Genomic DNA, 24,670 nt, shown 5'->3' with positions numbered 1-24,670 from the left:
CGCGGGCAAGCCCGCTCCCACAGGGTATTTGTGAACGACACAGATCCAATGTGGGAGCGGGCTTGCCCGCGAAGGCGTCATCAGCCTCAGCGCCATCTTCAGCCCTGCAGATAAACCGCATGGGTATGGGTGTACTCATACAACCCATGCTTGCCATCCGCACCGCCGATACCGGATTTACGCACCCCCGCATGGAAGCCCTGCATGGCTTCGAAGTTCTCGCGGTTGACGTAGGTTTCGCCAAAATCCAGCTCGCGCATCGCGTGCAGGGTCTTGCTCAGGTCGCGGGTGTAGATCGAGGAGGTCAGGCCGTATTCGCAGTCGTTGGCCAGGGCGATGGCTTCGTCCAGGTCGTCGATGATCTGGATCGGCAGCACCGGGCCGAAGATTTCTTCGCGCATGATCTGCATGTCGGCGCGGCAGCCGGCCAATACCGTGGGCTGGAAGTGGAAGCCGTTCGGCAGATCGGCGATCTGCCCGCCGCTGATCAGGCTCGCGCCCTGGCTCAACGCGGTGCGGACCTTCTGGTTGACGCTGTCCAGCCCCTGACGGTTGATCAGCGGCCCCATCTCCACGTCCGGCTGGGCGATCGGGTCGCCATAACGCGTGGCGCTCATCGCCGCCGCGATGCGCTCGATGAACTGATCCGCCACCTTGCGCTCGACGTACACCCGCTCGGCGCAGTTGCACACTTGGCCGCTGTTGATGATCCGCGAATCACGGATGGCCTTCACCGCCAGATCCAGATCGGCATCCGCCAGCACGATCGCTGGCGCCTTGCCGCCCAGTTCCAGGTTTAGCTTGGTGATGTTCGGCGCGGCGGCGGCCATGATCCGTGAGCCGGTGTCGACGCTGCCGGTGAAGCTGATCATGTCCACGCCCTTGTTCGCACTGAGCGCCGCGCCCACCTGGCCGTCACCACAAACCACGTTGAACACGCCGGGCGGCAGGTCGGTTTCGGCCACCAGACGGGCGAATTCGAAGCAGTTGTTCGGCGTCTCTTCGCTGGGTTTGATCACGATGGTGTTGCCGGTCAGCAGCGCCGGGGCCATCTTGCGGGCGATCAAAAAGAACGGGAAGTTCCACGGCAGGATCCCGGCGACCACGCCCAGGGGTTTGCGGAACAGGAAGATGTTTTCGTTCTGGCGATCGCTGGTGATGATTTCGCCTTCCAGACGCCGCGCCCATTCGGCCATGTAGTCGAGGTAGTCGGCGGTGAAATTCACCTCGACCTCCGCCAGGCCGCTGATCTTGCCCTGTTCCAGAGTGATGGTGCGCGCCAGGTGCGGCACGTTCTCCCGCAGTTTGGCAGCGATTCGCCGCAAGTAGCCGGCGCGGTCGTTGGCCGGTTTGCGCGACCAGTCCTTTTGCGCGGCGCGGGCGGCGGCCAGGGCGCGGTCGACGTCTTCGGCGGTGGAGGCCGGGACTTTCGACAGCAGCGCGCCGGTGGCCGGGTTGAGCACGTCGAGATGGGCAGCGCTGGCCACAAACTGGCCGTTGATGAAGTTTTCGTAGACAGGCACGGACGACATGAGGCGACTCCTTGGCAGATCAGTAAGTGCGTGACGGTGCTTGCGTGTCAGCGGGTTCGCGATAGCGGGCGAGGGCGGCCATGGCGCTCTGGCGCAACAGGCTGATGTCGATGGCGACCGCGATGAACTGGCAGCCCCAGCCCTGATAGCGCCGCGCATCTTCCTCATTCGGCGCGAGGATGCCGCAGGCCTTGCCGGCCGCCAGCGTGGCGTCCACCGCATGGCGAATGTGTCCCTGGACCTCGGGATGCCCGGGATTGCCGGCATGGCCGAGGCCGATGGACAGGTCCGCCGGGCCGATGAACACCGCATCCACGCCTTCCACGGCAGCGATTTCTACGACGTTTTCCACACCCAGGCGCGACTCCACCTGGACGATCAGGCACAGCTGTTCATGGGCGCTATTGAGGTAATCGGGCACCCCGTCCCAACGCGTGGCGCGGGTCAGGCCGCCGCCGACACCGCGAATGCCGTGGGGTGGATAACGCATGGCCCGCACCAGCGCCCGGGCCTGCTCGGCGGTTTCGACCATGGGGATCATCAGGGTCTGGGCGCCGATATCCAGCAATTGCTTGATCAGGTTGGCGTCGCCCGTCACCGCGCGCACCACGGGCGCAGTGGAGTAGGGGGCGACCGCCTGCAATTGGGCGAGCACGCCGGGCACGGTGTTGGGCGCGTGTTCACCGTCGATCAGCATCCAGTCGTAACCGGTGGTGGCTACGATCTCGGCAGCGTAGCCGGTGGCGAAGCCGGCCCAGATACCGTATTGGGTCGCCGGGTTTTTCAGGGCGGCCTTGAAAGCGTTGTGCGGCATTTTCATCACGGACTCCTGTCTCAGCGGCTGTACGGCCGATGCAGTTGGCATTCGGGGTTGAGCGTCACGCCGAAGCCGGGCTGATCGAGGGCCGACAGGCGCATGCGGCCGTTCACCGGCACCGGTTCGCCGAGCAGTTGCGGATGGAACATCGGCACCACTTCGTCCGCCTTCGGCGCCATCATCAGGAACTCGGCGAACGGGCTGTTATGCCGGGTGGCGACGAAGTGATAGCTGTACACCGACGAGCCATGGGGGATGACCAGGGCGTTGTGGGCGTCGGCCAGCGCCGAGATTTTCACCAGTTCGGTCAGGCCACCACACCAGCCGACATCCGGCTGGATGATGTCGCAGCACCCCATCTCCAGCAGCATGCGAAAGCCCCAGCGGGTCGCTTCGTGTTCACCGGTGGTCACCAGCATGCCTTTGGGGACGTTGTTGCGCAGGGCGGCGTAACCCCAGTAATCGTCCGGCGGCAGGGCTTCCTCGATCCATTTCAAACCGTATTCGTGGGCGCCGACCGACAGCTTGGTGGCGTAGTTGAGGTCCAGGCTCATCCAGCAATCGAGCATCAGCCAGAAATCCGGGCCGACCCGTTCGCGCATGGTGGCCAGTTCCTCGAGGTTCTTGCGCAGACCGTCTTCGCCTTCGGCCGGGCCGTGGTGCAACGGCATCTTGCCGCCGATGAAGCCCATTTTCTGCGCCAGATCCGGACGGGCGCCGGTGGCATAAAACTGCAACTCATCGCGCACCGCACCGCCGAGCAACTGGTGCACCGGCTCCTGGCGGATCTTGCCGAGCAAGTCCCACAGCGCCAGGTCGACCCCGGAAAGGGTGTTGATCACGATGCCCTTGCGCCCGTAATACAGGGTCGACTGGTACATCTGGTCCCAGATCTTTTCGATGTCGGTGACCTTCGCACCTTCGAGGAAACGCGCCAGGTGTTTCTCGACGATGTAGGCGGCGGGCTCGCCACCGGTGGTCACGGCGAAACCGACGGTGCCGTCGCTGGCCTCGATCTCCACCACCAGGGTGCCGAGCACGTTGATGCCGAAGGTGCGGCGGCTCTGGCGGTACTCCGGGTATTTGCTCATCGGGGTGGCGATGTGATCGTCGATCCAGTGACCGTCCGCCTGATCGTGGTAATCCGCGCCGCCGCCTCGCAGAGTGAAGGCGCGGACGTGCTTGATGGTTGGAATGCCCATGGTGTGACTCCTCAGGTTTAAACGGTGGCCGGTTTGTTCGAGGCTTTGGCGGCAGGTGAGCGCACGCCCAGCACCAGCAACGCGGCGATGACGGTGGTGGCGGACAGCAGGTAGAGACCGGCTGCCGGAGAATGGAAGGCGCCTTCGGCCCAGTTTTTCAGCACCGGGGCGATGAAGCCGCCCAGGGCGCCGAACGAGTTGATCAGGGCGATACCGGCCGCCGCGGCGCTACCGGCGAGGTAGCTGGACGGGAAGGTCCAGAACACCGGTTGCACGGCGATGAAGCCGGAGGCGGCGAAGCACAGCGAGATGATCCCCAGCAGCGGGTTGCTGAAGGTCACCGAGCAGGCGATGCCGGTGGCGGCCATCAACAAGGTCAGGCTCGCGGTGCGGCGACGTTCGCCGGTGCGGTCGCTGTAGCCGGGAATCAGGTAAGCGGCCAGCAGCGCGCAGATCCACGGGATCGCCGTGACCAGGCCGACCATCAGACCTACCTTGGTGCCCAGCAGTCCACCCACCTGGCTCGGCAAGTAGAACACCACGCCGTAGACGCTGGCCTGGATCAGCAGGTAGATCAGGCACAGGTACAGCACCGAAGGCTGGCACAGCACGTTGAGCAGACTGCGACCGTGGCTCTGTTTGTGGCTGTCTTCCTGGTCGAGCAGGGTCTGGATCTGCGTACGTTCTTCCACGGTCAGCCACTTGGCATCGGCCGGGCGATTGTCCAGGTACCAGTAGGCCCAGATGCCCACCACCGATGCCATCAAGCCTTCAACGGCGAACAACCACTGCCAGCCGTGGAAGCCGGCAAAGCCGTCCAGCTCCAGCAACAGGCCGGACAGCGGGCTGCCGAAGATGAACGCCAGAGGCGCACCGAAGTAGAAGAAGCCCATGGCTTTGCCGCGCACGGCGCTGGGGAACCAGTAGGTGAGGTAGAGGATGACGCCCGGGAAGAAACCGGCCTCGGCGACACCGAGCAAGAAGCGCAGGACGTAGAAAGTGGTTTCGTTGTGGGCAAAGACCATGGCCGCGGAGACCAGGCCCCAGGTGACCATGATCCGGCACATCCACAGGCGGGCGCCGACGCGGTGCAGGATCAGGTTGCTCGGCACTTCGAGCAGCGCGTAACCGACAAAGAACACCCCGGCGCCGAAGGCGAAGGCGGCGTCACTGATGTTGGTGTCGGCTTGAAAGGCTTGCTTGGCGAACCCGACGTTGGCGCGGTCGAGGAAGGCCATGATGTACATCAGCAGGAGAAACGGGAGCAGCCGCCAGGAAATTTTGGCGAGCAGAGGCGCGGGTAGAGTCTTCATCGCAGTTTCCTTTGGTAGGGCATTTGTTCTTATGGGAAAGACTGTACGGCCCTTGATCGATGCGTTACAAATCGAATCTAGCTCACAACCAATACCCTGAAGTTATCGATAAAAAAGGCCCGACATGACCACGCCGATCCTCTCTCGCAGCCTGTTCAATCGCCTGCGCTACAAGCATCTGCACATGCTGGTGGCGCTCAGCACCAGCCAGAACCTGCACCGCGCCTCGCAAAATCTGAACATGTCGCAACCGGCGGCTACCCGCATGCTCCATGAAATTGAAGACATGTTTGGTTGCGATCTGTTCGAGCGCCTGCCCCGGGGTATGCGCCCGACCGCGCTGGGGCAGGAGCTGATCCGTTTTGCCGAGTCTGCCCTGAGCGGCCTGGATCGCTGCGCCGAGGATCTGATGGCGCGGCAGCAGGGCGGCTACGGTTATCTGTCGATCGGTACCATCATGGGCGCGGCGCCGGATCTGGTGATGGATTCGATTGCCGAAATCAAGGCGCTCAACCCGCAACTGCGGATTCGCATCATGGGCGACACCAGCGACCAGGTGATCCAGTTGCTGGAGCAGGGGCGCATCGATCTGGCCATCGCCCGGCGCAATGCCGCCACCGACAGCCAGCATTACGAATTCGAGCAACTGGGCAATGAGCGCCTGCTGGTGGTGGTGCACGCCGGCCATCCGCTGGCCAAACGCGAGAAGCTGGAGCTGGCGGAACTGGTCAGCGCCTGGCCGTGGATCCTGCAACCGGAAACCAGCCCGGCGCGTATCGGTCTGGATCAGGCCCTGCAGCGCCAGGCGTTGCCACTGCCGGCGGACATCATCGAGTGCAGTTCGGTGTATTCGATGCAGCAACTGATTCAACTGACCGACGCGATCATGGTGCTGTCGGAAACCGCGCTGCGCGACTACCTGAAGATGGGTCTGGTGGTGGCATTGCCGGTGGAGCTGGATGTGCAACTGGCGCCGTTCGGGCTGTTGTTGCGCAAGGGCGAGCACATCAGTCGGGAATTGGGTCTGTTCATCGATCTGCTACGCAGTAAAGCGACGAAATTCTGATCTTTTGGTCAGTTTTTTTGTGTCTGGATGTTTGCCGCAACGGCATAAGCCTATAAACTTAACCCTTCAGTCAGCTTTACGCTGTCATTTCAGCCCTTCGCCACATCGGAAGGGCTCCTGCAACACCCCCGATTTCCAGTAGATAACCAAAAGGGCGGATCCCATAACCGCCCAGAGGATGATCCATGTCCAACCGTGATATATCCCGGCGTTCGTTCCTTCAGGGCGGGCTGGTAGCGGGCGTGAGCGTGACGCTCACGCCGCTGAGCAGCAAGGCGCTGGCGGCCCTGATGGAAAACAGCGTGACCGTGCCGTCCGAGCAATGGCTTGGCAATAACGGCAAGGCGCGCGCACGTAACGACGCACTGTCCAAGGTCTGCGGCAGCAAAGTGTTCGCCCGCGACATCCGCGCCAAGGACATGCCGGGCTGGCCGCAGCAGCAGGGCCACGCCATGTTGCTCAAAACCATCAAGGCCGACCGCATCTACGACGGGTATGACCTGTCGTGGCTCGGCGCCGAGTTGCAGCCGGACCGCATCGTCACCGCCAAGGACCTGGTCAAGGACGGTATCGTTTTCCCCGAAGAACACGCCCCCGACCCACTGTTGCCGGCCGGCAAGGTGCCGATGTTCATCGGTCACCCGGTGGCGATCCTGATCTGGAACGATTTCGAGCGCTTCCGTCAGGCCAAGGCCAAGCTCAAGTTCAACGACAAGGCGATTCGTTACGGCGCCCAGGTGCCGTTCTACGAAGGCGATCCGTACGGCAGTTTCCGCTACGTGCGTGTGGGTGGCGCGACTTCGGCGGACGAAGATGAATTCGCCAGCCTCAAGGATTCGATCCTGTTCCCGATGCTGCGCAACCGCCGTCCGGTGTGGGATTCACAGCCGAACCTGCACGGCAATCTGACCGAGCGCGGGCTGTTTTACGCCGATCGCATGAAGCAGCAGATCGACACGCCGCCGGACAACTGGCTGGTGTTCGATGAGCGCTACAAGACGCCATCGATCGAGCCTGCGGCCATGGAGCCGGACAACGGCAACGGCTGGTACGACCCGGCGACCAAGACCCTGCATTTCGTCGTTGCCACCCAGTGCCCGCTGGAAACCGCGACCGAGACCGCGAAGATGATCGCGCCGTCGCGCTTCGGCCTGGCCAACCTGAACATGCACCCTGGCTACACCGTGGGTTACGGCTCCAAGGACCACAATATATTCGTCTACTACGCGGCCCTCGCTGCGCTGTACGGCGCCGGTGTGCCGGTGCGTCTGGCCAACGACCGCTACGAGCAGTTCCAGAGCGGCATCAAGCGTCACCCGTTCGATATTCGCTATCAGCTGGCGGTGGACAAGAGCGACTACAGCTTCAAGATCTTCCGCGCCGAGATGAGCGTGGACGGTGGCGGTCGGGTCAACTACAGCCCGTCGGTGGCGGCGGTTGGCGCCACGGCGGCGCAGTCGATCTACTACATGCCGCAGAACGATCTGCAGGTCACCGCCTACCATTCCCGCGCCGTCGAGGCCGGGTCGATGCGTGGCTACGGCACCCTGCAGAGCATGGCCTCCACCGAGATGATGGTCGATGAAATCGCCAATCGCCTCGGCATCGACGCCATCGAACTGCGCCGCAAGAACGCCCTGCGTTCGGGCATGAAAAACACCCAGGGCGCCGTGCCCGCCGGTGCCTTGCGCCTGCACGAGATTCTCGACAAGGCCGCGGTGCACGACGTCTGGAAAAACCGCGACGCGATCAAAAAGCAGCGTGAAGCCGCCGACCCGGACAACTGGTACGGCATCGGTTTCGCCATCTGCCAGAAAGACTTCGGCACCGGTTCCGAAGCGCCGATGGCCAGCGTCGAATTCACCCCGGAAGGGCGCATCAGCCTGCGTCATATCGGCATCGAAATCGGTACCGGCATGTCCACTTCGCAGGCGATGGTCGTGGCCGATTTCCTTGGCAACCCGGCACACGAAGTGAAGACCGGCGAAACCGACTGGAAGGAAATGCAGCTGATCTCCGGCGGCAACCCTTACATCATGAGCCAAGCCGAACAGGATGGCTTCCTGCGCAATCCGCGCTGGGTCGGCAAGATCGCTTCGGCCTCGTCGGCGACCAACTCCGCCTACTACTTCAGCCACGCCACCCGTGAAGCGGCGCGCGTGCTGTTCAACCACGGCCTGTGGCCGGCGGCGCTGGAGATCTGGCGGCAAGGTCCTTTTGGCGGCCAGGCCAACCCTTACGTCGTACGCCGCGAAGACGCCCATTGGGTCGACGGCAAGCTCACCGCCAACGGCATGGAACCCCTGCCATTCGCGATGCTGGCCAAACGTGCCCACGAGCGCGGTCTGGTGACCGGTGCCACGGTGCACGGTTTCAACCGCTGGAGCTGGGCCGAGGCCGAGTACAGCATCGACGGCGTGCGTGAGCGTCTGCCGCTCGACGGCCTGGCGGTCAAGTACGGCGACGGCGCCCCGAAGGCAAAACTGGCGCAAATGACCAGCGCCGGTTTCCATCTGCTGGATCGGCAGAACATCGCCTATCCGCCAACCCAGTTGAACAACGCGGCGGTGACCTACTACAGCCCGGTGGCAACTTTGGTGGAACTGAAAGTGAACAAGGGCTCGGCGGACGTCGAAGTGCTCAACCATCACTCGTGGGTCGAGTGCGGTCGGGTGCTGGTGCCGGAACTGGTCAAGGGCCAGATCGAAGGCGGCACGGCCATGGGTATCGGCCATGCGCTGATGGAAGACATGCCGCTGTACGAAGGCGGACCGGGGGAGGGTGACTGGAACTTCAACCGCTATCGCCTGCCGATGGCGCGCCACGTCGCCGTCTGGAAGCAGACCTCGGAAATCCTTCCGCCGCTGTCGCCGAGCGACCCGTCCAAGGGCATCGCCGAGGTGGTGATGATTCCGGTGGTCGGCGCCATCGGTAACGCCGTGGCTCATGCCATCGGCAAACGTGTCCGCGACCTGCCTATCACTTCTGCGCGCATCAAGGAGGCCCTCAATGGCTAACCGTCCGCTTCAACTGACCCTCAACGGTCAATCCGTCGGCCCGGTGGACATCCCTGATGACCTGCCGATGATCGATTACCTGCACGAATACAAGAACCTCACCGGTTCGCGCCTGGGCTGTGGCCAGGGCATCTGCCATGCCTGCGTGGTGATCGTCGACAACCCGGACGGCACCAGCGAAGAAGTGCGCACCTGCATCACCGGCGCGCACTATTTCGAAGGCAAGAAAGTACGGACCATCGAAGGCCACGCGACCCGCGACGAGCAGGGCAAGGTCACTGAACTGAACCCGATCCAGCAGCGTTTCGTCGACGAATTCGCCTTCCAGTGCAGCTACTGCGCGCCAGGTTTCGTCAACGCCGCGACCGTGCTGGTGGAGAAGCTGCAACGCCAGCCGATCATCAAGAGCCAGCTGGAAAAAGTCATCGAGGACAGCCTCGGTCATCACATCTGCCGTTGCACCGGCTACGTGCGTTATTACAACGCGACGCGCAACGTGCTGACCGATCTCGGCCTGGTCAAGGAGGGCTGAACATGAAGCATTTAGTGACCCGCCTGGCACTGGCGGTCGGTCTGGCTGCGCCGGTATTGCTGGCGCAGGCCGATGATCAGGTCAAGCGCGGCGAATACCTCGCCCGCGCCGCCGATTGCATGGCTTGCCACACCGCGCCAGGTGGCGCGCCGTTCGCGGGCGGCCTGCCGATCGTCTCGCCGTTCGGCACGATTTACGGCACCAACATTACCCCGAGCAAAGAGCACGGCATTGGCCTGTACAACGATGACGAGTTCTTCGCCGCGCTGACCGAGGGCAAGCGTCGTGATGGCGCCAACCTGTATCCGGCGATGCCGTACACCTCGTACCACCTGATGCCCCGTGAAGATTCCGATGCGATTCATGCCTATCTGAAGACTTTCGAGCCCATCGAGCGCGCGGCGCCGGTGACCAGCCTGAGCTTCCCGTTCAACGTGCGCCCGGGCCTGATCGCCTGGAACATGATGTACGGCAAGGATGTGAAGCTGGAGTCGACCGAGGGCAAAAGCGAAGCCTTCAAACGCGGCCAATACATGGTCGACGTGCTCGGGCACTGCGGCGAATGCCACACGCCACGGGGCCAGACCGGAGCGATGCAACAGGACAAGCGCCTGACCGGCGGGATTCTCAACGGTTATCTGGCACCGAGCCTGCTGGCCACTGACCTGGCCGCCCGCGGCTGGAATCACCAGGACCTGAGCGCCTTCCTCAAGCACGGCATGAGCGCCCAGGGCACGATGTTCAACGAGATGTTCCCGGTGTTCCACAACAGCACCCAGGGCCTGAAGGATGCGGACCTGGCGGCCATGGCCACCTTCCTGCTCGGCGATCAGCCGCCGGCGGCGAAGGTGCTTACCGACGTGCCTCTGGACAAGCTCACCGTCAGTGCCCAGCGCGGCCGTCAGGAATATTTGAATGTCTGCGCCGGTTGCCACGCGCCTGAAGGCGAAGGCAAGCCGCACATCGCCGTGGCCATGCGTGGCAACACCACGCTGCGCCTGGAAGATCCGCGCAACCTGGTGCGGGTGATCGACGACGGTATCGGCGAGCAGAAATTCGCCGGTTTTGAGCACATGCAACCGATGCCGGGCTTCGCCGAGAAGCTCAGCGACGAGCAACTGACTGACCTGCTGAACTACCTGCGTCAGGGCTGGGGCGGTCAACCGGGTGATCTGGCGGTCAATGCCGTGCAGACGCTGCGCGCCGACGCGCCGCCGCTCGAGCACAAGGCCCACTGACATGCAGCATCTGGATCTGCAAGTGGTGCGCCGGGCGCTGGAGTGGTCGGCGGCGGGGCAGCGCATCTGGCTCTGCACGGTGCTCGCCACCTACGGCTCGGCGCCGCGCGCGCCGGGTTCGTTGCTGGCGGTGAACGTTGCTGGACAGTGGATCGGTTCGCTGTCCGGCGGCTGTGTCGAGGAAGACTTCCTCGAGCGCGTCGCCGAAGGCGCCTTCGAGCAGGCGGTCAGCGTCGTGCGCTACGGCGAAGGCGATGATCCGCGCTCGCGGGTCAGCCTGCCCTGTGGCGGCGTGCTTGATGTTCTGGTCGAGAAGCTTGAGCCGGATTGCGAAGTGCAGGCGCATCTGCGCGAGCTGGAGTCGGCGCTGTTGGGCCGTCGACGGCTGATCCGCGAAGTAGATCTCGCCAGCGGCGCCCGCAGCCTGTTCGATGATCGCGAGCAGGGTGTGCGTGTCGAGCGTGAGATCGACCGGGTTCGCTTGCGCATCGGTGCGGCTCAGCGTCTGTTGCTGGCTGGGTATTCCAGCGTGGCGCAGGCCTGCGCGGAGTTTGCCGTGGGCTTGGGGTTTGAGGTGATTCTCTGCGATCCCCGGGACGAGGTGCTTGAAGGCGTCGTGATGGACAGCGTGGAGATTCGGCGCCAACTGCCATCGGTTTTCATCGCCGATGGCGGCTGCCACCGTGACACGGCGGTGGTCGCCTTGACCCACGATCCGCGCATCGACGATCTGGCGATGATGGAAGCGGTGCGCACCGAGGCGTTTTACATCGGTGTGATGGGGTCGGTGCAGACGTCGCAGAAGCGTTTTGAGCGTCTGCGGCGGATTGGTGGGTTGGGGGAGGCGGATTTGGCGCGGGTTCATGCGCCGATCGGGTTGAACCTGGGCAGCAAGACGCCGGCGGAGATTGCTCTGGCGGTGCTGGCGGATATCCTGCGGATCCGCAGTGGCATCCCTCGAGATCGTCTCTGACACATCCCCCTGATCTTTCCCTTGTGGGAGCGAGCCTGCTCGCGATGAACCCAATGACTACGCGGGGTATCTGATGCCCCGCGTTATCGTTGACGTCCATCGCGAGCAGGCTCGCTCCCACAGGGGTTTTTGTTCAATAGCCGAACTTGTCCCGCAACCCGTAATACCACGCCCCCAGCGCCGCAAACGGCGTACGCAACAATTGCCCGCCCGGGAACGGGTAGTGCGGCAAGTCCGCAAACGCATCAAACCGCTCCGCCTGACCACGCAACGCTTCCGCCAGCACCTTGCCCGCCAGATGCGTGTAGGTCACACCGTGCCCGCTGCAGCCCTGTGAGTAATAGATGTTGTCGCCGAGCCTCCCAACCTGCGGCAGACGCGACAGGGTCAGCAGGAAATTGCCGGTCCAGGCGTAATCGATCTTCACGTCCTTGAGTTGCGGGAAAGCCTTAAGCATCTTCGGCCGGATAATCGCCTCGATGTTCGCCGGGTCCCGCGCGCCATAGACCACGCCACCGCCGAAAATCAGGCGCTTGTCGCCCGTCAGGCGGTAATAGTCGAGCAGGTAATTGCAGTCCTCGACACAGTAATCCTGCGGCAGCAGGCTCTTGGCCAATGCGTCGCCCAGAGGTTCGGTGGTGATCACCTGAGTGCCGCATGGCATCGACTTGGCCGCCAGCTCCGGCACCAGATTGCCCAGGTACGCATTGCCGGCCACAATGATGAACTTCGCCCGAACCTTGCCCTGTGGCGTATGTACCACCGGATTGGCGCCGCGTTCGATACGCACCGCCGGGGATTGCTCATAGATGGTGCCGCCTAGCGACTCCACAGCCGCCGCTTCGCCCAGCGCCAGGTTGAGCGGGTGAATATGCCCGCCGCTCATGTCGAGCATGCCGCCGACGTACTGATCGCTCGCCACCACCTCACGAATGCGGCGCTCGTCCAGCAGCTCAAGCTGCGTATGGCCGAACCGCTCCCAAAGACGCTTCTGGGATTCCAGGTGCCCCATCTGTTTGGCCGTGATCGCGGCGAATACGCCACCGTCTTTCAGGTCGCACTGGATGTTGTACTTCGCGACCCGCTCACGAATGATCCGCCCGCCCTCGAACGCCATCTGCCCCAGCAACTGCGCCTGCTTGGGGCCGACACTGCGTTCGATCACGTCGATATCGCGGCTGTAGCTGTTGACGATCTGCCCGCCATTGCGCCCCGACGCACCGAAACCGACCTTCGCGGCTTCCAGCACCGTAACCTTGAAACCGCTCTCCAGCAAAAACAGGGCAGAGGACAAACCGGTATAACCGGCACCGATCACACAGACATCAGTCTCAACGTCATCCTGCAAAGCCGGGCGCGGCGGCACAGCATTGGCCGATGCGGCGTAGTAGGACTCTGGGTAGGGGGTGTTCGCCATCCTGCTGCCTCTGTTTAATATATTTTACGAGTGCGTCGATCCTACCCGAGATAAAAAACCTCCGCCAGCCACCGCAAAATCTTCTTTGCAGCGGCGAAATTAAATATTTTGCATATTCATAGGGTTAGCGCGAAAAAAGGTGTTGACACCCCTACGCAATTCCGTAGAATGCCGCCTCACAGCAGGCACGTAGCTCAGTTGGTTAGAGCACCACCTTGACATGGTGGGGGTCGTTGGTTCGAGTCCAATCGCGCCTACCAAACAAAATCCGCTCTGCTGGGCGGTCTAAAGGGGTCACCGGAAACGGTGACCCCTTTTTGCTTTCTGCCTTTGGGCAAACTTTGGGAATATTTTGGGCAAACGACCACCGGGCTACACAGTCAGGTCGGCTTTGACCTTCATATAAACCACCGCCTCTTCACCGTGCCCCGCCTGGTAGTGCTCGGTCATTTTCACATCCGCATGTCCCATCAACCCCTGAATGTATTCCTGGTCGAAACCCTGCTGCTCATACAGCCAGGCGCCGAGCGCTCGAATTTCGTGGAAGGTCGGGCGCTCGCTGGCCGGGATGTCGGCGTAGGCCTGAGAATCGTCCCGCGTCTGGGCGAATGACTTGGTCAGGTAGTCGGCCGTCACCGAGTTCCAGTGCAGCTTAGCGTCCAGCTGGGACCGCTTACGCGCCTTGGGCGAGTAATGGATCAGGTACGGGCAGACGACCGGCGACTTCAGGCACTCCATCACCACCTCCCGCAGCGCTTGGCCCATGACAATCTCCAAGTGCACGGGCTTCTCGTAGTTCTGCGTCTTCCCGGGCGACACCTTGATGGTGTTCTGCTCGAGGTCCACGGCCGATTTCGGCCACACCACGATATCCTCCCGCCGCTGAAGACTCAGCAACCCCAGCCGGATGGCGCGTTTTAGCCAGGTCGGCGTTCCGACATACCCCAGAATCTTGTTCAGCCCCTCGACCGTATGCCGCTGGCGCTTTTTCTCCGCCTCCTTCTTGACCAGGGTCAGCTCCGCCGAATTGCGCTCGCACAGGCCTTTGGCCACGGCGAAGGCGAACACCTGGATCAGCAGGCCCCGGTGCTTGGTGTAGGCGTTGTTCTCGAAGCTGTCCAGATACTCGGCAACCGTCAGCACATCCAGTTGCCCCATCATCAGATCGCCCAAGTCATCGTGGTACCGGGCCAGCTTGAATTTGATCTCTTTCAGGGTGCTGGCGGCGTAGGACCTGGTCGGCAGCCATTCAGTCTCGAAGCGATCAAGGCAGCCGTTGAACTTCGGCGCGGCATCCCCGGTGAGCATGGCCAGCAACGAACCGTCGTCGGCCAGCAGTGGGAGCAGCTTCGCGTTGGCGGCATTGGCCAGCTTGATGGCCTCGGCCATCGGCTTGTTGATGCTGATCTTCTTGCCGGTGACCGGGTTCTTGTACTGCCAGTATTTGCCGTTCGGGTAGAGGTTGGCTGGCAGATGCCGGTTCTTTACGGTCCTCTCCCGTGGTGGCGCCATCAGCCCACCTCCAGCATCTTGGCCAGAAGGGGATCATTCGACCCCATCACGGCCGCCTGCAAGTCCACGAAATACATCCCGCCTTTTACCTCCCCGATCACTTCGCCTTCCTCAATCCATTTCTTCAACTGTTGCACACTCGGCTTGCCGCCGGCGTAGCGCAACTTCCGGTACTCACTCAACTCCATCACGCGCGGGAGCTTTACAGTAATCTGGGCAATGACTTTCGCCATGATGATGCTCCATGCCGCCGGCGGCGGCAGTGTGTTCAGTGAATGGTCACGCTGTCCTGCCCTGGGGAGATGTGCTGAATCTTGCCGTTGCATTCAGCGATCACCCACCAGAGGCCGGCGAATCTGTGCGGGCCCTTGATGATCTTCGTGATGCTCATGGCTTCGCCTCGCCCGCCGTACACCGGCAGGCTCTTGTGTGGGGTGGTAGGAAAGTAATCATCTGATGAATGCGTAATCAGAGAGCGGGTTTTACCGTAGGATGCAGCAGTTGCTTTCTGAACCTTATTACTTGGCTAAATACGATGATGGAGATCTACTCATGAGCGAATGGGACTACGACGATAGGCCTGAGTTACCTCCAGAAGCTGGTAATAAAGATGTTTTAGAATTTGATCCTGATGATGGTTGGCTGAAATCCGCTCCAAAAGAATTACAGATCGAGGCAATGCGACTTTGGTTCTATGCTCGCTTTGAAGATCCCGCTAATTGCACTCCCTATGACAGTGGTGAGGGTGGATACCAATTCATTTTCGGAGGCCCATACGATCCAAATGATGAAATTCAGGAGCGATTTTCAGAAGTCGTGGACTATAAAGTGATGGAAGAACTCATAGAGGATTTATACCAAGAGTGCGGAGATGAATGGGCTTCTGCAAACCACGGAGGTTGGGATTATGACGATATCTATTCCATGTTGCCGGAGGACCGTTCAGATCCGTTCAGAATGCTCAATGTGCGTTTGGGTCAAATAGAGGAAACCATTTCCGACGTTAGCCCTTCCGGTTTTGTCACACAGCTTCTTCACAGCGCTACGATAACCGCCTTAGAATCATACCTTTGGGATACTACAGCGTATTGGGTTACGCACGATCGTCAGTTACTTAGATCTTTCGTTAAAGCGAATACCGACTTCGCTAACGAAAAATTTAAGTTGTCAGATGTTTTTTTAGTAATGGATGATCTTGAGAAAAAAGTCATCGAATATCTCCAAGCATTTATTTGGCATCGTTTAGACAAAGCAAAACCCTTGTTGGAAATAACCTTGAAGATTAAATTCCCGGATATTTCTGAGTTTATTCAAGAAATCAATATCCGTCATGACATTGTACACAGGGGTGGTCGCAATAAGGAGGGACGCCCAGTAAGAGTTTCCGTAGAAGACGTCAGACGCGTTTCGAAATTGGTAGGAGAGTTTGCGAAGTCAATGGAAGCGGAGATCGAACGAGTCTTCCCGTATGCGCCGATTCCTTCAAAGTTCTGACCTTCCGACTTTTGGGGTTGGGTTAGTCGAGGTGGCCCATTACGGTCAAGGTGTCACCTGCTTGAATTCGACGACCCAGACCCAAGTGTTGGCGTTCCAAGAGTCGGCGCCGTTGATGGATACCCAAAGCTCGCGCCAGGCGTCGAATGGGTCGGCCCAGTTGCCCGGTCCGGGCTCGCTCTTGAATGGGTGGAAGTAGTGCGCGCCGTCGCCGTGGTGGATGCGGTGAATGCCCTCGGCGACGTAGCGGCTCTCGAAAGCCGTCTCGCCTTCACTGGCCTGCAACCGCTCGACGCGCACGTCGGCGATCTCCAGTAGGATGCGGCTGGCCCAGCGGTCCATGTGGATACTCGGTCGGTGCCGCCAGACTTTGTTCGGTGCTGCTGCCGAGTAAGCTCCGTTGCGCAAGCCATTCGGATAGCTGTTGTTGGGCTCGTTCGGTGGTGTGCCGTCGGCCGAGTAGAAAACCCGCCTGCTGCCGAACCAGGCACCGGTATCGTCCTCGGGGTAGGTAGCTTGCCAATCGCCCGCTTGCCACCAGCTTTCGCGCACCCACAGCCGGTCTCCAGGCTTTCCGTAGGGGCAGGTGATCGGGTATTCCATGGCTTCGCTGTCAACTTCGGAATCACCGAACATGTTGTAAGGCCACCAGCCTTTACCGTGGTCGAGCATGATGAAGCCGTCGGCGTGTGCTTTCGTTGCTTTCACCGGCCGCCGCGTGACCGTCTTCCTGCCTTCCAGAATGGCGCGCACCATCGGGGCCGAGAAGTTGATCGGCCGTTCCTTGATTGCAGTCATGGGTTCACCTTTTCAAAGAAGAAGACAACCGGCGCGCCGGTCCAGGCGATCAGGCCGTAGGCCTTGGCCAGCCGGTAGATGGGGTGGTAGTTGTTGAGGCTGTTGACGTACCCGGCGAGCCAGTCGCGCCAGACTTCGAGCGGCATCGCGTGCTTGCTCAAGTTGCAGGGAACGCAGGCGGGCATCATGTTTGCGATGTTGTGGTTCTCCGGCTTGAGCGCCGGCACCAGCTTTGCCTCCGTGCCCCAGTTGCGCTGGACGGCTTCGAGATGGTCGGCATGCCAGCGGTCACCCAGCAGCACGCCGCAGTAGGCGCAGTGCCCGCCGTACTTGAGGCGAACCTGCTCGCGCTCAGCTTTCTTCAGGCGTATACGGATCCTTGCCGCTATAGCGGCTGACTTTGAAGGGGGGGAGTTACGGCGGGGGGGGACAGATGTACTCCTATTGGCTATTCGCCCTGGTTGGCGAGCATGTTCAGGCGCTGGAAAGAGGTGCCGGGAATTCCTTGGTATGGCTCGCGCTCAACCGGCTTGAGTTCGGCGCGGATCTGGCTCAACAAGTCGTAAATGTGTTGGCCGTCTTCACCCTTCATGCCGGCGTGGTAGTCAACGCTGATCGCCGCCAAAGCCAGCACGCCAGAGAGCTCGTCAATCCGCTGATCCGCTACGTTCAGGCGCTCTTGGAGTTCATTGGCTCGACGCCAAAGGTTGAAGTCCGGCACTGGTTCGCCGGCCATTCGGTGCTCAATCATCGCCCAGACCAGATTGTACTCGGGCCAGTCATGCTCTACCACCACGCACTCGACCATCGCTTTTGCGTGGCGGTCTTGAAGATATGCAACCTCGTAGCTCGGCAGGCGTTTCAGTTTCAGAACGATGTAACGGTCTTCGCGCTCGAATTGTTCGCTCATCCTGCAATCTCCATCGATATCAGATCATGGGCATTCACTACCGGCATGCCGAGCTCACGGGCAATGTGAACTTCGAGCCGGGCGCCTTTTGAGTTTCCCCAGCCGGGCAGCACCGCGACCTGGCCGCACAGGCGGAGTCAGGTCATAGGCCATGTAGTCGGCGCAGTCCACGTCTTCTACGACACCGTGCTCTGCCGGGTTCTCGACTACGTAGCCGCGGGCGCGGAGGGCGGCGGCCATCTTGTTGAAGGCGGGGAAGTTAAAGTATTCGAAGCCTGTCATGGGCCCGGCCAGGTACAAGCGGTTGGCGCGGGTCGCGTGGAGCGTTACACCAGGAGCAACTACGGCCTTGATCCGATCAACCGCACGATCAATCGGCGACTGAATGAACTGTGGGAGCGGCTGGTTTGCCGGCGGCGTCGCGCTGGTTACGGCGCTGATCATCCCTACGAGGGAGTCGGTGACGATCGAACGAATGCTTTCTTTGGGCATGGAGGATACCTCGGACGTATCATGGCCTGATGATGGCTATGCGTAGTGGGAGTGGGCAGTGAAGTACGAAACGTCAGTTGTTTATCTTGAGCAGATTCCGAAGATCGTAGTTGATACCGGGTTTGACTGGTCAAACTTGTGGACCTTCTTCGCTACAGTTTTAGTCTTTATGCTTGGTACTTACTTGACAATCCGAAACTTTAATAAAACGGTTGCAAGTCAAGAAGCGCTCGCGGCTGAGAATGCGAAGATCCAAAGGGAAAACATTTCTAGCCAGGAACTCATAGCAAAACAGGGTTCACTGAAGGCGAGCAGGCAGAATTGGATTAATGAATTGCGTGATACCTGCGCTCAATACATAGCTGCGGCACTGAATGTACAACAGCTCAACGTCTACAGAGAGGCTGCGCAGCCATCTTGGAATTTACAGAGAATTAACGATTCGGTAATAGCAAATGAGGTTCAAGCGGACTGGTCGGTGTCACACATACAGGCAATGAAAGAGTTGGTTAGTTTAAAGGCAAAGCTTGAACTTCTACTAAATCCTGAAGAAGTGGATTCGAAAGAATTTATGAAGGCCGTTAATGAACTGCATAAAGAGTGCGACCAGCCCGGTGGCCCAGCGAAGGCGGTAGCTGGTAACGTTGTTTACTGGTGCCAGCACATCCTCAAACAGGAGTGGGAAAAAGCTAAGGCTGGTAAGTAGTTATTGACGCTTGCCGAGGCATGCCCGGGCGGTGGAGGGTGGGTTACGCCGCTGCTTTGAGCGCTTCGATGATTCGTTGGCCCGCCAGCGGCGGGACCGCGTTACCGGCCATGTGCATGGTCAGCCGATGGTTGTCTGGGCGCAGGGTGTCAGGCGGGAAGGACATGGCGGCCAGTGCCTCGTTGGCTGACAGCATCCGCATCTCGTCGCCGCGCACTAGGGCCCAGCGGTCGAGCGTGGTGATGGTCCCGATCGGGCGGTTGATGTCGCGGCCGGTAAGCCCTGAGCCTTTGCCGTAGTAGGGCATGATGAACTGATCGCCGAAGCGCTCCTGGCCATTGCGCACCCGGTCGAGGGTAGCCTGGGCGCGGCCCGGCTTTTCAATCGGGGACCATCGGCCCGTGTCGAATTCGAGGAAGCTCGCGGCGGGCACATGTTGGTGGCGCCGGTGCAGCTCGAGCATCAACGGCGACTTACTGCGGGTGCAGACCAGGAACAACCGGACACGGTGCTGGGGCACGTCGAGGTCGGCACAGTCGACGACATGGGGCGCGATCATGTAGCCCAGCGCGACCATTGCCTGCGACCAGGCGGGGTACAGCGCCCAGTCGGTGAACTCTTCGACGTTCTCGACCAGCACCACCTCCGGGCGGTGGAACTCGGCGGCGGACATGACGGCCCAGGCTGTCGACCGAGACGCATCGTGCAGGGGGGGCCGGCCTTCTTACCGCGGGCTTTCGTGTGCCCCTGGCAGCACGGCGAAGCCAGCATGATGTCGTGGGCCGGCACTTCGACCAATCCGCCTGGTGCAGGTCCTGGCTGATGTGTATTGCTTCGGGTGGTTGGCGCTGTGCCACTCGACGGCGACCGGCCAGTGGTTAGCCGCCCAGATAATGTCGATACCGGCATTGCGGGCGCCGATAGACCATCCACCGAGTCCGGCGAACAAATCGATTGCAGTGGGCATTGGTTTACCTCGCCGCGTATCATTCGCAGCTCAAAGGGGAGGGATCATGCTCAACGATTACGGGAAGAGTTTGTTCAAACCATGGTGTTCTGTGCAGAACATGACGTTAGTTCTCGCTCTAACATTTATCGCCGGATTAGTGATAAAGACTAACGGTTTGAATAGCTCGGAAATTGCCAGCTGGGTTCAGGCTATTGGGTCGGTAGCGGCCATCATTGGCGCATTCATGATTGGTAGTATTCAACACAGAAGAGAGGTTGATCAAAGGCTGCACCTCGAAAAACTCGAAGTTCAGGAAGCCAAAAATCTGCTTTTGCATTTAACTCAAGATATTGACATTCACCTGGGGTTTCTAATTTCCGCGATAAATGGGTCTTTCTCAAGTTATGGCGTGTCAGGAGTTGTTAGATACCGTCTTGAAGGCTACGACTTACGCTGGATCCACCAAAGGGAGTCAATGCAATCAGTTGATGTAAAACTCCTAACTGGAGCTCAACGGTTATTTTTAACGGATATAAAAACGGCCTGCTCATTCGCCATAAAAGTTTGTGAAAGGTTAGGCTCGTGGGATAACACAGGTACTGAAGAAATTATTATGACTACGCAGCTCATGTTTCATAAATCTAGAACGGATACAGCGTATAAATTGCTACAGATGAATAAGGACGTTAGTCAACGGTGAATACTTCGTCATCAGGTTCTAGCGGATCGTCGGTGAGCGACTTCAATCCGCCCGCCCTGATCGCTCTCGACACCTTCTCGCTAACAACAACAACAACAGGTGTCGTGACACAACGAAGCATCTCGGCCTGAGTATCGAAGTCGGCGGAGATCAAGTTCATCAGCAGCCGTTGGTAAATGTCCTGCTGGTTGTTGATGCCGTGGGCTCTCATCACGCGCTGGAGGTCCGGCTTGAACACACCGGCCACCTCGATCTGGAACTTGCCCACACCGAGCGCGGCATCCTTCAATGCGGCTTTCTCCCGCTTCCTTCGCTGCTTCAGGGCTTCCGCCGTCGGCTGCTGTTCCTCGGCCATGGCCTACCTCTTCAATTGCACTGGCCGGTAAGTCGAGCCAGGTCTGTCGTCGGCGCTGGTGCGCTCGGGCAATCCCAGTGCTTGCACCACCTCCACGGCGAACAGGTCCACCAGTATTTTTTTGAATGGCAGGCCCATGCTTGGCTGACAGGAATTTATCTGAGGGAATTTCTGATGTGCGGACATAGGGGATCCTTACCGGTATATTTGGCAGTTTGAAAAAGGAAGACGAGATGTCGTTTAAAACGGTTGTGGTTGCTTTATCAGGAACTGCAGGGGTGATTTCGGCCGGGCTTTGGATCTGGTCTGCACGAGCTCACGTTCCATATGAGTCAAGGACGAATCCGGACGGCTCTCCTGTTGGAGTTCTCAGTGATGGCAAGACCGATTTCATCAGCACTTGGAACAAGCAATCACAACTGAGCGCATGGGCAGCAATCGCGGCCTCCTGTGCGGCTGGGCTACAAGCTATTTCGCTATTTCTGAATGACTGAGGTCGCTGATATTTTGAGTATCCGTCAATGTAGGTAAGGAAAGATTGGCGGCACCCTCCATAACTGGAAACTACGTATTATCTGTTGGAATTGGGCTGCGAATTAAATATTATTCGTTCGCGAGAATTTAGGGGAAAGTTGATTATGTATGCGCTAGTTACGATGGCTCTTGTGGTGGCTTTGTTTTTTGCAATTGCTAGTGCTATTTATTTTTATAAGTTGGCAAGTAATGGTGCTCGCGATTTGCAGGTCGAGCCGTTCAATCAGTTTTTAGTTGCTGCGTTTGCATCTGCTTTTGCATTGTTTATATTGTTTTTATTTTATCTGTTTGTTGGTGATGGTTTTGAAATAAAAAATAATATGGGGCAGGTTGGGGATTTCGTCGGAGGGCTAACTAACCCTGTCTTAAGTTTCATCGGGCTTGTAGTGTTGCTTAGAACTACATTAATTCAAACTAATGAAGCTCGCAAAACATCAGTAATTATGCTTGAGCAGCAAAAGCTGTTTGAGCAAGAGCGGTTTGAATCAGCTTTTTTTATCTTGCTTGAAAGGTATGAAACTGCTGTAGAATCACACTTCAGGTTGAAAGATGACAAAGATAAACTCACTCGTGGATTGAGGGTTCTGCAAGACCTCAGAAAAAAGCGAATAGAGTTTGACGGTTTGCCGATAAAAACAAGGATTAAAGAAGTTTATGCGCACGTCAAAATGGTTCTAAATCCTGACAGACACAAAAAGATTATAATGCGTGTATGGCAGGTTTTTCATTATATTAATAGATCAAAATTACCGCTGGACAGAAAAAAATATTATTTTTTAATTTTGATTGATTCAATGGAGCCATGCGAGGTGGTTATATTTCTTTCTGCCGCATTTTTGAGTAGGACGCATAGGAAGAATGTAAGGCTTTATTCGCCGTCAAATCATTTACATCCTCAATTTTTTGTTACTGAAGTTGTTCATGAGTATTTCAAAACGCCGAGACTCTGAGTCGAAGCGCTAGTTTTTTTGTATGGATATCAACATTTCGCCAATAAGCGCGACCACTTTTCAGAAATGATGATTTCAGGTCGCGACATGTTGGCGAAGCGGTCGGAGTCTTCGGCTGGCGCGGCGGCCAGGTTGATCAGAAACGTCGAAACAGTCTCCTGCCATTCCTCGAAGCCGTGGCGTTCGCCCAAGACCTGCAACGCATCATCGAGCGCTTTCGAAACAATCAGCGTGCGCTTCTCGGCGCCGATCCGTTCGAGCAGGGCCTTCTCCTTTACGCGCTTGTCCCGCTGAATATCCGCGTTGCTCTTGGCCATGGAGTGGAAAAACTATTCCGGTTACCGGGTGCTGCGCACCAGGCGCACGACCGAGGGTGATTTCGAGATCAGCGCGCTGCAATACGAGCCGAGCAAGTTCGCTTTCGTCGACACCGGCGCCCGTCTTGAAGAGCGGCCGATCAGCGTAATTCCGATCACCGTCGTTCCGGCGCCGGCCAGCGTAACGCTGTCTTCGACCTCCGCGGTGTCGCAGGGTCTCGCCGTGGCGACGATGACTATCACTTGGCCGGCGGTGACCGGTGCGGTCGGATATGACGTGGAATGGCGCAAGGACAGCGGCAACTGGATCAAGCTGCAGCGCATCGGCACCACGAGCGTGGACGTCGTCGGCATCTACGCTGTGCGATCCAAATGCAAATAATTTGGATTCAAATTGAACTGTCAGCCTTGCATCGAATCCAATCAGAACATGTCCAGGTGTTTCGCTGATTTTTAGCGGGGAGCTTCGAATGGGGAGGCGAGCGATGATCAAGTTCTTTGCGGCTTACCTGTTCGTCTGCCTCTTGCTTCAGTGGACGGTAGTGCAAGCGTCTCCGTGGATTGCATCTCACGTGCTGCTCAGGTGGATTCTGTAACCTGACCTCAAGCGCTGTTCCGCGGCTGTCACGCCGCCATTCAGGCGTAGAATGGAACGTGCTATCTCATCCAGAAGAGTCGACCATGATCGCCGACCCGGTAAACAAGCCATCGTCCGGCACCCAAACCGTTTGGGATCAATTTTTCGCGCCGCGCTGATTGCCGAAAGCAATCTGACCGCCCCGTTTTCGGTGGCGCTACCCATGAAGACCGACAGAATCTGTTGATCGAGAGGGCCAGGGCCCTTGCCGACAAGATGATGGAAAACAGAAGGTAACCAGAGCCCAGCCATTGCGCTGGGCTCTGTTCATTTGGCCTTTCACCGATGCGTCAGGCGATCAGCTCGACCTTGCCCGTCGCCAGACGATACACACCACCCACTATTTTCAACTTGCCGCTGCCGAGTGCATCGGTCAGTAGCGGTGTGGCGTTCTTGAGGCGCTCTACCGAGTTCTTGACGTTTTGCGCGGTTGCGTTTGCCACCAGGTCTCCGGGTTGTTTGATCACTTGTTCGATCGAGGGCTTGAGTGCGTCCGTCAGTTTCGGGATTTGTCCGGGGAAGACGGTGTGATCCTTGACGGCTTTTATGCCGGCCTCAATGGCGCCGCAGCTTTCGTGTCCCAACACCAGAATCAACGGTGCGCCAAGCACGGCGACGCCGTATTCCAGGCTTGCCAGGCCTTCATCCGTGACGAAGTTGCCGGCGACGCGGATCGCGAAGAGGTCGCCTCGCGCGGTGTCGAACGCGTATTCGGGAGCGATGCGCGAGTCGGAGCAGCTCAGTACTGCCACGAACGGGTTCTGGCCGGAGACCAGCGCTTCGCGTTCGTCCTTGAAGTCGTGGGTTTCCGAGTTGCCGCTGACATAGCGTTCATTGCCAGCCATCAGTCTTTTCAGTGCCTCATCCGGGCTGATGACGTTTTTCGGTTTGGGCGGCGTGGAGGTTTTCTCGGCTGCCTTAAGGATCCGATCGGGGAGGGCGCCAGCCAGGAGCAGTGCGCCGGCTCCTAATCCGGCAAGACGGAGAAAACGACGACGTTCATTATTGTTGGAGGCAGGGTTGGAGGTAGGGTTTGAAGCAGAGTTTGAATCACATGATTTACACATGATTTTGTTCACTCAGGTCTATGCGGTGGGAATTACTGCGGTTGGGGGCAGTGCGGACGCGAGAACATGTCGCACTGGCGTATTGGAGTCTAGTTGGACTCTGTAACGCGATGTCTTGGGCGACCTGCGGTGCAGATCGGTA

At 59.1% G+C, this 24,670-nt stretch carries 25 protein-coding genes, 1 tRNA gene and 4 pseudogenes; 13 read left to right on the top strand and 17 right to left on the bottom strand.

Annotated elements, in window-relative coordinates:
- Positions 1-98 precede the first annotated feature (98 nt).
- From aldA to K9857_RS04915, 4 genes are read right to left on the bottom strand one after another with little or no spacing between them, the layout of a single operon-like run.
- The gene (gene aldA / locus K9857_RS04930) at positions 99-1,532 is read right to left on the bottom strand and encodes an aldehyde dehydrogenase (protein ID WP_224533741.1); all 1,434 of its coding nucleotides are present in this window, start codon (positions 1,530-1,532) and stop codon (positions 99-101) included.
- A gap of 19 nt (positions 1,533-1,551) precedes the next feature.
- Positions 1,552-2,352 (bottom strand): aldolase/citrate lyase family protein, encoded by an 801-nt coding sequence (locus K9857_RS04925; protein WP_224533740.1) that lies wholly within the window; start codon positions 2,350-2,352, stop codon positions 1,552-1,554.
- A 14-nt stretch (positions 2,353-2,366) separates the two neighbouring features.
- Entirely contained in the window at positions 2,367-3,551 is a 1,185-nt protein-coding gene (rhmD, locus tag K9857_RS04920) for an L-rhamnonate dehydratase (RefSeq protein ID WP_224533739.1), read from the bottom strand.
- 17 nt (positions 3,552-3,568) lie between these two features.
- A complete protein-coding gene (locus K9857_RS04915; protein WP_224533738.1) occupies positions 3,569-4,864 on the bottom strand; it encodes an MFS transporter in 1,296 nt (431 codons plus the stop codon).
- Between the two features lie 124 nt (positions 4,865-4,988).
- Here K9857_RS04915 and K9857_RS04910 point away from each other — a divergent pair, with 124 nt between their 5' ends.
- From K9857_RS04910 to K9857_RS04890, 5 genes are all read left to right on the top strand, one after another.
- Positions 4,989-5,930, top strand: coding sequence for a LysR family transcriptional regulator (locus K9857_RS04910; protein WP_224533737.1), 942 nt, complete (start codon positions 4,989-4,991; stop codon positions 5,928-5,930).
- A gap of 185 nt (positions 5,931-6,115) precedes the next feature.
- Positions 6,116-8,947, top strand: a complete 2,832-nt coding sequence (locus K9857_RS04905; protein WP_224533736.1) for a xanthine dehydrogenase family protein molybdopterin-binding subunit — start codon at positions 6,116-6,118, stop codon at positions 8,945-8,947.
- Positions 8,940-9,479: a (2Fe-2S)-binding protein gene (locus K9857_RS04900; RefSeq protein WP_224533735.1), complete on the top strand. Its 540-nt coding sequence runs from the start codon at positions 8,940-8,942 to the stop codon at positions 9,477-9,479. The genes K9857_RS04905 and K9857_RS04900 overlap by 8 nt, the downstream gene beginning before the upstream one ends.
- 2 nt (positions 9,480-9,481) lie before the next feature.
- On the top strand, positions 9,482-10,717 hold the full coding sequence (locus K9857_RS04895; RefSeq protein WP_224533734.1) for a c-type cytochrome: 1,236 nt from the start codon (positions 9,482-9,484) through the stop codon (positions 10,715-10,717).
- Between the two features lies 1 nt (position 10,718).
- The gene (locus tag K9857_RS04890) at positions 10,719-11,690 is read left to right on the top strand and encodes an XdhC family protein (RefSeq protein WP_224533733.1); all 972 of its coding nucleotides are present in this window, start codon (positions 10,719-10,721) and stop codon (positions 11,688-11,690) included.
- Between the two features lie 133 nt (positions 11,691-11,823).
- Here K9857_RS04890 and K9857_RS04885 read toward each other — a convergent pair whose 3' ends face one another.
- Positions 11,824-13,107 (bottom strand): NAD(P)/FAD-dependent oxidoreductase, encoded by a 1,284-nt coding sequence (locus K9857_RS04885; RefSeq protein WP_224533732.1) that lies wholly within the window; start codon positions 13,105-13,107, stop codon positions 11,824-11,826.
- Positions 13,108-13,290: 183 nt separating this feature from the next.
- Here K9857_RS04885 and K9857_RS04880 point away from each other — a divergent pair.
- Positions 13,291-13,367: transfer RNA gene (locus tag K9857_RS04880), tRNA-Val, on the top strand.
- A gap of 112 nt (positions 13,368-13,479) precedes the next feature.
- Here K9857_RS04880 and K9857_RS04875 read toward each other — a convergent pair.
- The 3 genes from K9857_RS04875 to K9857_RS30260 are packed head-to-tail and all read right to left on the bottom strand — an operon-like array spanning position 13,480 to position 15,010.
- On the bottom strand, positions 13,480-14,619 hold the full coding sequence (locus K9857_RS04875; RefSeq protein WP_224533731.1) for a tyrosine-type recombinase/integrase: 1,140 nt from the start codon (positions 14,617-14,619) through the stop codon (positions 13,480-13,482).
- Positions 14,619-14,852, bottom strand: a complete 234-nt coding sequence (locus K9857_RS04870) for a hypothetical protein (RefSeq protein ID WP_224533730.1) — start codon at positions 14,850-14,852, stop codon at positions 14,619-14,621. Before K9857_RS04870 ends, K9857_RS04875 begins: the two co-directional genes overlap by 1 nt.
- Before the next feature lie 35 nt (positions 14,853-14,887).
- Positions 14,888-15,010 (bottom strand): hypothetical protein, encoded by a 123-nt coding sequence (locus tag K9857_RS30260; protein ID WP_263487774.1) that lies wholly within the window; start codon positions 15,008-15,010, stop codon positions 14,888-14,890.
- Between the two features lie 161 nt (positions 15,011-15,171).
- On the opposite strand from K9857_RS30260, the gene K9857_RS04865 reads away from it, so the two are divergent.
- On the top strand, positions 15,172-16,113 hold the full coding sequence (locus tag K9857_RS04865) for a hypothetical protein (protein ID WP_224533729.1): 942 nt from the start codon (positions 15,172-15,174) through the stop codon (positions 16,111-16,113).
- A gap of 45 nt (positions 16,114-16,158) precedes the next feature.
- Here the strand turns inward: K9857_RS04865 and K9857_RS04860 are convergent, their stop codons facing one another.
- From K9857_RS04860 to K9857_RS30355, 5 genes and pseudogenes are all read right to left on the bottom strand, one after another.
- Entirely contained in the window at positions 16,159-16,911 is a 753-nt protein-coding gene (locus K9857_RS04860) for a hypothetical protein (RefSeq protein ID WP_224533728.1), read from the bottom strand.
- Positions 16,908-17,213 carry an HNH endonuclease gene (locus K9857_RS04855; protein ID WP_224533727.1) on the bottom strand — a complete coding sequence of 102 codons (306 nt, stop codon included), beginning with the start codon at positions 17,211-17,213 and terminating at the stop codon, positions 16,908-16,910. Before K9857_RS04855 ends, K9857_RS04860 begins: the two co-directional genes overlap by 4 nt.
- 146 nt (positions 17,214-17,359) lie before the next feature.
- Entirely contained in the window at positions 17,360-17,821 is a 462-nt protein-coding gene (locus tag K9857_RS04850) for a hypothetical protein (RefSeq protein ID WP_224533726.1), read from the bottom strand.
- The gene (locus tag K9857_RS30255; protein ID WP_318011744.1) at positions 17,818-17,934 is read right to left on the bottom strand and encodes a DUF4406 domain-containing protein; all 117 of its coding nucleotides are present in this window, start codon (positions 17,932-17,934) and stop codon (positions 17,818-17,820) included. The genes K9857_RS04850 and K9857_RS30255 overlap by 4 nt, the downstream gene beginning before the upstream one ends.
- An 88-nt stretch (positions 17,935-18,022) precedes the next feature.
- Positions 18,023-18,103: pseudogene (locus tag K9857_RS30355) on the bottom strand (hypothetical protein); the annotation flags it as partial.
- 268 nt (positions 18,104-18,371) lie between these two features.
- Between K9857_RS30355 and K9857_RS04840 the strand changes: the two are divergent.
- Positions 18,372-19,019, top strand: a complete 648-nt coding sequence (locus tag K9857_RS04840; RefSeq protein WP_224533725.1) for a hypothetical protein — start codon at positions 18,372-18,374, stop codon at positions 19,017-19,019.
- 43 nt (positions 19,020-19,062) lie between these two features.
- Here K9857_RS04840 and K9857_RS04835 read toward each other — a convergent pair.
- Positions 19,063-19,986: pseudogene (locus K9857_RS04835) on the bottom strand (DNA cytosine methyltransferase).
- 46 nt (positions 19,987-20,032) lie between these two features.
- Here K9857_RS04835 and K9857_RS04830 point away from each other — a divergent pair.
- Positions 20,033-20,668, top strand: a complete 636-nt coding sequence (locus tag K9857_RS04830) for a hypothetical protein (RefSeq protein WP_224533724.1) — start codon at positions 20,033-20,035, stop codon at positions 20,666-20,668.
- Here K9857_RS04830 and K9857_RS04825 read toward each other — a convergent pair.
- On the bottom strand, positions 20,655-21,023 hold the full coding sequence (locus K9857_RS04825) for a hypothetical protein (protein WP_224533723.1): 369 nt from the start codon (positions 21,021-21,023) through the stop codon (positions 20,655-20,657). The two genes, K9857_RS04830 and K9857_RS04825, sit on opposite strands and share 14 nt — an antisense overlap.
- 233 nt (positions 21,024-21,256) lie before the next feature.
- Here K9857_RS04825 and K9857_RS04820 point away from each other — a divergent pair, with 233 nt between their 5' ends.
- Complete coding sequence (locus K9857_RS04820) at positions 21,257-21,517, top strand: hypothetical protein (protein ID WP_224533722.1); 261 nt, start codon at positions 21,257-21,259, stop codon at positions 21,515-21,517.
- A gap of 144 nt (positions 21,518-21,661) precedes the next feature.
- The gene (locus K9857_RS04815) at positions 21,662-22,507 is read left to right on the top strand and encodes a hypothetical protein (RefSeq protein ID WP_224533721.1); all 846 of its coding nucleotides are present in this window, start codon (positions 21,662-21,664) and stop codon (positions 22,505-22,507) included.
- A gap of 29 nt (positions 22,508-22,536) precedes the next feature.
- On the opposite strand, the gene K9857_RS04810 is transcribed toward K9857_RS04815, so the two are convergent.
- Positions 22,537-22,824, bottom strand: a complete 288-nt coding sequence (locus K9857_RS04810; protein ID WP_224533720.1) for a hypothetical protein — start codon at positions 22,822-22,824, stop codon at positions 22,537-22,539.
- 22 nt (positions 22,825-22,846) lie between these two features.
- On the opposite strand from K9857_RS04810, the pseudogene K9857_RS04805 reads away from it, so the two are divergent.
- Together K9857_RS04805 and K9857_RS04800 are read left to right on the top strand one after the other, a co-directional pair.
- Positions 22,847-23,185, top strand: a pseudogene (locus K9857_RS04805) (hypothetical protein); the annotation flags it as partial.
- Between the two features lie 320 nt (positions 23,186-23,505).
- Positions 23,506-23,698, top strand: a pseudogene (locus tag K9857_RS04800) (hypothetical protein).
- Between the two features lie 53 nt (positions 23,699-23,751).
- On the opposite strand, the gene K9857_RS04795 reads toward K9857_RS04800, so the two are convergent.
- Positions 23,752-24,528 carry a carbonic anhydrase gene (locus K9857_RS04795; RefSeq protein WP_224533757.1) on the bottom strand — a complete coding sequence of 259 codons (777 nt, stop codon included), beginning with the start codon at positions 24,526-24,528 and terminating at the stop codon, positions 23,752-23,754.
- Positions 24,529-24,670: the final 142 nt, after the last annotated feature.

Source organism: Pseudomonas sp. REP124 (assembly GCF_020164475.1).
Classification (GTDB): domain Bacteria; phylum Pseudomonadota; class Gammaproteobacteria; order Pseudomonadales; family Pseudomonadaceae; genus Aquipseudomonas.
The sequence above is the reverse complement of the archived record's forward strand: the minus strand, read 5'-3'. Positions and strand labels throughout refer to the sequence as shown.

What these genes read in the sequence shown, in the direction of transcription:
- K9857_RS04875 (WP_224533731.1), bottom strand. Translation starts at nt 14,619, where the DNA reads ATGGCGCCACCACGGGAGAGGACCGTAAAGAACCGGCATCTGCCAGCC.
- K9857_RS04820 (WP_224533722.1), top strand. Translation starts at nt 21,257, where the DNA reads ATGTCGTTTAAAACGGTTGTGGTTGCTTTATCAGGAACTGCAGGGGTG.
- K9857_RS04810 (WP_224533720.1), bottom strand. Translation starts at nt 22,824, where the DNA reads ATGGCCAAGAGCAACGCGGATATTCAGCGGGACAAGCGCGTAAAGGAG.
- K9857_RS04915 (WP_224533738.1), bottom strand. Translation starts at nt 4,864, where the DNA reads ATGAAGACTCTACCCGCGCCTCTGCTCGCCAAAATTTCCTGGCGGCTG.
- K9857_RS04865 (WP_224533729.1), top strand. Translation starts at nt 15,172, where the DNA reads ATGAGCGAATGGGACTACGACGATAGGCCTGAGTTACCTCCAGAAGCT.
- K9857_RS30260 (WP_263487774.1), bottom strand. Translation starts at nt 15,010, where the DNA reads ATGAGCATCACGAAGATCATCAAGGGCCCGCACAGATTCGCCGGCCTC.
- rhmD (WP_224533739.1), bottom strand. Translation starts at nt 3,551, where the DNA reads ATGGGCATTCCAACCATCAAGCACGTCCGCGCCTTCACTCTGCGAGGC.
- K9857_RS04885 (WP_224533732.1), bottom strand. Translation starts at nt 13,107, where the DNA reads ATGGCGAACACCCCCTACCCAGAGTCCTACTACGCCGCATCGGCCAAT.
- aldA (WP_224533741.1), bottom strand. Translation starts at nt 1,532, where the DNA reads ATGTCGTCCGTGCCTGTCTACGAAAACTTCATCAACGGCCAGTTTGTG.
- K9857_RS04905 (WP_224533736.1), top strand. Translation starts at nt 6,116, where the DNA reads ATGTCCAACCGTGATATATCCCGGCGTTCGTTCCTTCAGGGCGGGCTG.
- K9857_RS04860 (WP_224533728.1), bottom strand. Translation starts at nt 16,911, where the DNA reads ATGACTGCAATCAAGGAACGGCCGATCAACTTCTCGGCCCCGATGGTG.
- K9857_RS04910 (WP_224533737.1), top strand. Translation starts at nt 4,989, where the DNA reads ATGACCACGCCGATCCTCTCTCGCAGCCTGTTCAATCGCCTGCGCTAC.
- K9857_RS04795 (WP_224533757.1), bottom strand. Translation starts at nt 24,528, where the DNA reads ATGTGTAAATCATGTGATTCAAACTCTGCTTCAAACCCTACCTCCAAC.
- K9857_RS04815 (WP_224533721.1), top strand. Translation starts at nt 21,662, where the DNA reads ATGTATGCGCTAGTTACGATGGCTCTTGTGGTGGCTTTGTTTTTTGCA.
- K9857_RS04870 (WP_224533730.1), bottom strand. Translation starts at nt 14,852, where the DNA reads ATGGCGAAAGTCATTGCCCAGATTACTGTAAAGCTCCCGCGCGTGATG.
- K9857_RS04895 (WP_224533734.1), top strand. Translation starts at nt 9,482, where the DNA reads ATGAAGCATTTAGTGACCCGCCTGGCACTGGCGGTCGGTCTGGCTGCG.
- K9857_RS04890 (WP_224533733.1), top strand. Translation starts at nt 10,719, where the DNA reads ATGCAGCATCTGGATCTGCAAGTGGTGCGCCGGGCGCTGGAGTGGTCG.
- K9857_RS04825 (WP_224533723.1), bottom strand. Translation starts at nt 21,023, where the DNA reads ATGGCCGAGGAACAGCAGCCGACGGCGGAAGCCCTGAAGCAGCGAAGG.
- K9857_RS04925 (WP_224533740.1), bottom strand. Translation starts at nt 2,352, where the DNA reads ATGAAAATGCCGCACAACGCTTTCAAGGCCGCCCTGAAAAACCCGGCG.
- K9857_RS04830 (WP_224533724.1), top strand. Translation starts at nt 20,033, where the DNA reads ATGCTCAACGATTACGGGAAGAGTTTGTTCAAACCATGGTGTTCTGTG.
- K9857_RS04850 (WP_224533726.1), bottom strand. Translation starts at nt 17,821, where the DNA reads ATGAGCGAACAATTCGAGCGCGAAGACCGTTACATCGTTCTGAAACTG.
- K9857_RS04900 (WP_224533735.1), top strand. Translation starts at nt 8,940, where the DNA reads ATGGCTAACCGTCCGCTTCAACTGACCCTCAACGGTCAATCCGTCGGC.